The sequence below is a fragment of the Streptomyces mesophilus genome, assembly GCF_011044995.1.
GTDB lineage: Bacteria > Actinomycetota > Actinomycetes > Streptomycetales > Streptomycetaceae > Streptomyces > Streptomyces mesophilus.
On the sequence record NZ_JAAKZW010000361.1, the window covers coordinates 1 to 5,201 of the forward strand.

At 71.6% G+C, this 5,201-nt stretch carries 7 protein-coding genes; 1 reads left to right on the forward strand and 6 read right to left on the reverse strand.

Annotated elements, in window-relative coordinates; all coding sequences use genetic code 11:
* The 5 genes from G6045_RS39060 to G6045_RS39080 form a co-directional block, all read right to left on the reverse strand.
* Positions 1-915 (reverse strand): cytochrome P450 (locus G6045_RS39060; protein ID WP_165336998.1); only part of this gene is annotated, 915 nt, incomplete at its 3' end.
* Entirely contained in the window at positions 912-1,442 is a 531-nt protein-coding gene (locus G6045_RS39065; protein WP_328708073.1) for a GTP-binding protein, read from the reverse strand. The genes G6045_RS39065 and G6045_RS39060, both read right to left, overlap by 4 nt.
* Positions 1,443-1,563: 121 nt before the next feature.
* Positions 1,564-1,920 (reverse strand): DUF742 domain-containing protein, encoded by a 357-nt coding sequence (locus G6045_RS39070; RefSeq protein ID WP_165337000.1) that lies wholly within the window; start codon positions 1,918-1,920, stop codon positions 1,564-1,566.
* Complete coding sequence (locus G6045_RS39075; protein ID WP_165337001.1) at positions 1,917-2,363, reverse strand: roadblock/LC7 domain-containing protein; 447 nt, start codon at positions 2,361-2,363, stop codon at positions 1,917-1,919. The genes G6045_RS39070 and G6045_RS39075 overlap by 4 nt, the downstream gene beginning before the upstream one ends.
* Positions 2,360-3,940, reverse strand: coding sequence for an ATP-binding protein (locus G6045_RS39080; RefSeq protein WP_235968589.1), 1,581 nt, complete (start codon positions 3,938-3,940; stop codon positions 2,360-2,362). Before G6045_RS39080 ends, G6045_RS39075 begins: the two co-directional genes overlap by 4 nt.
* A 343-nt stretch (positions 3,941-4,283) precedes the next feature.
* On the opposite strand from G6045_RS39080, the gene G6045_RS39085 reads away from it, so the two are divergent.
* Positions 4,284-5,018 carry a haloacid dehalogenase type II gene (locus tag G6045_RS39085; RefSeq protein ID WP_165337002.1) on the forward strand — a complete coding sequence of 245 codons (735 nt, stop codon included), beginning with the start codon at positions 4,284-4,286 and terminating at the stop codon, positions 5,016-5,018.
* 86 nt (positions 5,019-5,104) lie between these two features.
* On the opposite strand, the gene G6045_RS41810 is transcribed toward G6045_RS39085, so the two are convergent.
* Positions 5,105-5,197 carry a DUF5709 domain-containing protein gene (locus G6045_RS41810; RefSeq protein WP_328708074.1) on the reverse strand — a complete coding sequence of 31 codons (93 nt, stop codon included), beginning with the start codon at positions 5,195-5,197 and terminating at the stop codon, positions 5,105-5,107.
* Positions 5,198-5,201 lie beyond the last annotated feature (4 nt).

The following is a 5,201-nucleotide window of genomic DNA, read 5'->3' on the forward strand; positions in this document are numbered from 1 at the left end:
GTTCTGGGTGGGCGGGAAGCGCCACAGGACCAGGTCGAGGGCGTCGTCCACGCTCAGGTGTCCGCCGGTCAGCGAGGAGCGGAAGGCGGGGTCGCACAGCAGGATGCGCAGCGAGGTGGCGATCCAGTTGACCGTGGTCTGGTTGCCGGCGACGAACATGACCACGAGGTTGTGCAGCACTTCCTCGTCGGTGAGCTTGGCGGGGTGGTGCAGCAGGGCGGAGGTGACGTCGTCGCCGGGGTTGCGGCGCTTGTCGTCGATCAGTTGGAGCAGGATCTGCGCCATGCGCTTGCTGGCGTCGCCGGAGCGCGCGGTGGCGGAGACCGTGCCGGCGATCGCCTCGACCAGGGCGCGGCCGGTGTGCTGGTCCACGCCGAGCAGCTGGATGATCACCTGCATCGGGAGCAGGCGTGCGTAGTGGGCGACGAGGTCGGCTTCGCCGCGTCCGGCGAACGAGGCGATCAGGTTCTCGGCCATGTCGCGGACGCTGCGGCGCAGTTCATGCCCGTTGATGCCGGCGAGTGCGTCGGCGACCGCGGTACGCATCCGCCGGTGCTGCTGGCCGTCGGTGAACAGCAGCGCGGGGCGCCAGCCGACCATCGGCAGCAGGGGCGAGTCCGCGGGGACCCTGCCTTCGCGCAGCAGCGTCCAGCGGCGCGGGTCGTGGGAGAAGTCCTGTTCCTCGCGCGTCAGTTGCAGCAGCTCGCGGTGCCCGAGCACCAGCCAGGCGTCGATGCCCGGCGCGATGGCGACCGGAGCGACCGGCCCGTAGGCGGCCCGCAACTGCTCGTAGAGGGCGGGCATCATGTCGCCGTCGAGATCGGGCCCGTACAGCGCGGTCGGTCCGCTCGCGGTGGCGCCGGTGACCGGGCAGCGGGACCCGTCCGCTGCGAAAGGGGGCGGCTGCGTGCTCATGGTGTCTCCGTGGCAGCAAGGATGAGGTGGCGGACCAGCGCGATCAGCGCCTGGATGGACGAGGTCTGATCGCGTGCGTCGCACAGCACCAAGGGTGTGTCGGGCAGCAGATCGAGCGCCTTGCGCAGCTCGGCGTCGTGGTGCTGGGGGCTGTCCGGGAAGACGTTCACGGCGACCGCGAACGGCAGTCCGAGGTCTTCGAGATGACCGAGCACGTCGAAGGACGCGGCCACGTCCCTCGGGTCGATCAGCGCCAGCGCACCGAGGGCTCCTTTGGCCAGATCGCGCCAGGCGGGCAGGAAGCGGTGCTGGCCGGGTGTGCCGAACAGGTAGAGCACCAGATCGCCGGCGACGGTGATCCGGCCGAAGTCCAGCGCCACGGTCGTGGTGTCCTTCGTACCGTGCGCCGGGGCATCGACGCGGGCGCCGGCCTGGGTCATCACGGCCTCGGTGAACAGCGGTTTGATCTCCGAGACGGTGCCGATCAAGGTGGTCTTGCCGACCCCCAGGGGACCGACGATGAGGATCTTCGCCGCGCCCGTGACGCTCTGCGCGACGTACTTGCCGGTGGAACCCGGTGAAGCCTGCGGGCCGGTGGAACCCGGTGAAGCCTGCGGGCCGGCGGGCGCGGGAGGCTCGGGCCACGGTTCAAAGTCGGCTTTCGAGACCACTGAGAACCTTTCTGAGCATGGTCACATCGGCACGTTCGGCCGGCGGGATGGGCGGGCGCGTCACGATCAGCCCCCACTCCAGGAGGTCGGCGAGCAGCACCTGCAGAACCGAGGGCGGCTGCCCGAGGTGGGCGGCCACCTCGGCAACCGACAACAAGCCCTGGCAGTGCGTGAGGATCGCCTGGTGCTCCGGCTGCAGCGCGGCGGGGAAGGCCGCGTCGGTGGCCATGACCAGGGACTCCCAGGACAGCGGGCCACCTTCGGACTCGGCACGCCCACCGGTGATCACATAGGGGCGAACGGGAGAGGTTCGTTCCCAAGGACCGTTCGTCATGACGTGGGGGCGGCCTGTTCCCGGGGCTGGGCGCTGAGTTGGGCACCGATCTTCGCGACGAGGAGCTGCATCTGCTGGGCGACAAGCCCCACGTCGGCTGCCGTGTCGGTGGCGACGCCGAGCTGGGCGCCGGCCCCTGCGTGCGTGAACAGGACGAACCCGAGGTCGGACTCGACCATGATCTGGCGGATCCTGGCCCCTTCGCCGAACAGCAGCCCGGCGGTCGAGCGGCCCGTCATGGTCATCGCCGCGCTCGCGGCCGACAGCGCCTCCGCCTCGCCGACGCTGAGCGCGGCGACCGGTCCCGACAGGTCCTCGGCGGACGCGTGCCCGAGCCGGAGCCCGTCCTCGGAGACCACGACCGCGTGCCGCACTCCGGGGATCGCGATCAGCGGGTGCAGCATCCATCCCAGGTCGGGAAGTCGAGCGATGGTGCCGGTCACGGCTGGCCTCCGTCAGGTGTATCCATGGTGCTGGGGAAAGGCGGTTCGTCCGCCGTGGGGGCGGGACGGCTGTGCGCGGGGTGCTGCCCGTTGTCCCCGGTCTCGTCGTACGCGGTGGCCGGGGCCCGGCCGCGCAGGGTGCCGGACACCACGCTGGCGATCGAGGCCCGTGCGGCTTCCGGGGTCCACGGCTCGGCCGGCGCGGCGGGGGCGGCGGGTGGCGGCGCCGCGTGGCGGGCCTGCGAACCGGTGGCCGTACGGCGGCTGCGCCGCTGCGGCAGACCGGCCACGGTGGTGTCCGAGCTGCTCGCGGCCGCCGCGCCCGTCGGCTGAAGGCCGCCGACTTCCGGGCCCTCTCCCCCGCTTGCCGGCTGCTGCGGTGCGGGTACGGGGTCGTACGCACCGCTGCGCTGCAGCGGCAACGCGCTCTGGGCGACGGCGGGGCGGGCGGGGCTCGCCAGGTTGGACAGCGGTTCGGTCAGCAGCCGGTAGGGCACGAAAGCCACGGCCCGGGTGCCGCCATACGCAGAAGTGCCGGACAGCTGCACGTCGAAGCCGAGTTCCCGCATCCACCGGCCCACGCACGCCAGGCCGAGGCGGGGCACCGCGCCGAGACGGGCCAGGTCGAGGTCGTCGGTGAGCTGTGCGGTGGCCTGCTCCAGGACGTCCGGCGGCATGCCGTGCCCGGCGTCGTCGACCTCGATGACCGCTCCGGCGCCCACTTCCCGTACCGACACGATGACTTTGGACGGTGAGGGCGAGAACACGGTGGCGTTCTCCAGGAGTTCGGCGAGCGCGTGCATCAGGCCCTCGACCGCGGGCGGCGCCGCGTACAGGGTCTGCCCGCCGTGCACCTCGACGCGGCCGAACTCGACGATCCGCGACATGGCACCGCGTACGCAGTCGTACAGGGAGACGGGCTGGGTCTCCCGGCGGGCCGGCCAGACCCCGCACATCACCAGGAGCGTCTGCGCCTTGCGGGTCATCTGCGCTGCCGCGTGGTCGGCCTTCATCACCCGTGCCATCAGGTGGGGGTCGACGATGTCGCGCTCGATCTGGTCGAGGACCTGCTGCTGCACGGTGGCCATCGCGTGCATGGTGCGGGCGACGGACTCGAACGCGGCTTGTACGGAGTCCCGCAGCGCGCGCTCACGCCGTACCGCCTCATCGGAGCTCAGGGCGGCGGCCACGGTGTCCAGGGCGCGTGCGAAGTCCTCGCCGAGCTCGGCGGAGGTGCGCAGCGGCCCGGCGACACCGTCGAGGCGCTGCCCCGCGTTGACGCGCTCCACGATGGCCGGCATCCGCACCGCGGCGAGGTGCCCGACTTCGGCATCGCGGGCTGTCGTCATCCGCAGCAGGCGCTCACGTTCCGCCTGCGCTGTGGCCAACTGCCGTACGGTCAGCAGACCCCAGACCAGCAGGAGGCCGCCGAGAGTGGCGAGGCCCACCATCAGGGAGCGCTGCGAGCTGGACCCGGCGCCGAGTGCTGCCGCGCCGACGCCGCCGGATATGAGGACGACGACGGTCAGCCACAGCAGGGAGCGGCCGACAGCGGAGAGGCCGGGGCGGCTCACCATGGGGCACTCCACTCGACGGCCTTGAACACGACTGCCACGAGCAGTGAACCTTTCCCTGAGGCCGAACTCCCTTGCGACTGAGGGAGTTTTTTGCTGACCCTAGATCAACAGAGGCTGTTTCGGGGGGTCTTGTTCAAGCCAAGGGCTGAAAGCGGCCAGGCCGACTGCCGCAATTCGGCGGCAACCGGCGCAACTGGATACGGCGGGTGGGGACGGTTCCCGCGGGTAACCGACAGGGCGCCGGCCGGGCGTGGTGCAGGCGTGGTTCGGGAATCGGAGCGCCGCCCACCGTGTTCGACCGACAACTGCTCTCACGCCCCCGCCGCACCAGGAGACCTCCCCCATGTCAGAGCTCGAGATCGATGCCGTCGTATTCGACGTGCTCGGCACGCTCGTCGACGAACCCGCCGGTATCCGCGCCGGCCTTCGGGGACTCGACCCCTCGCTCGACGATCCGCGGGTCGAGGAGCTTCTGGCGCTGTGGCAGCAGCACATCGATCACGAGCAGCGCCGGATGCTCGACGATGACCGGCCCTATCTCCCGAGCGACGCCCTCGACCGCGAGGCCGCGCGGCTCGTCGCCGAGGCTGCTGGGGTCGACGACCCGGCCGCCGTGGTGGAACTGGCCCTGTCCGGTCGCAGGGTCCCGCCGTGGCCCGACACCGTCGCCGGGCTCGCCCGACTCGCCGAACGGTTCCCGCTCATCGGGCTCTCCAACGCCAGCCGGACGGCGCTCCTTGACCTCAACGCGCACGCCGGCCTGCGCTGGCATCAGGCGCTGTCCGCTGAAGACGCCCGCACCTACAAGCCGGACCCAGCGGTCTACCAGCTCGCCGTCACCGTTTCCGGGCGTCTCCCGGAGCGGCTGTTGATGGTCGCCGCGCATGCCTGGGATCTGCGCGCGGCCCAGCGTCTCGGCCTGCGCACCGCGTACGTCGCGCGCCCCGTCGGCGATCCTCCCGCCTCCTCGGACAGATTCGACCTGTACGCGGACGATCTGGCCGGTCTGGCCGATCAACTCGACCGCGTCGCCGGGCAGACGGACGGCGGGAAAACGTCGGCGGCACAGGCCGAGTGAGCCGCATCCCTCATCAGCCGACTGAGCCGCATCCCCCTCAGCCGCCTGAGCCACATTGCCCATCGACCGGCTGAGCCGCCCCCTCTTCAGGCGTCACGCGACTCCGGATCCGCAACGACATGCATCGCGGCCTCCTCGGCCCCCGCCGCCCCGCCGTCGATCCCACCGTCGACGCCCACCTGC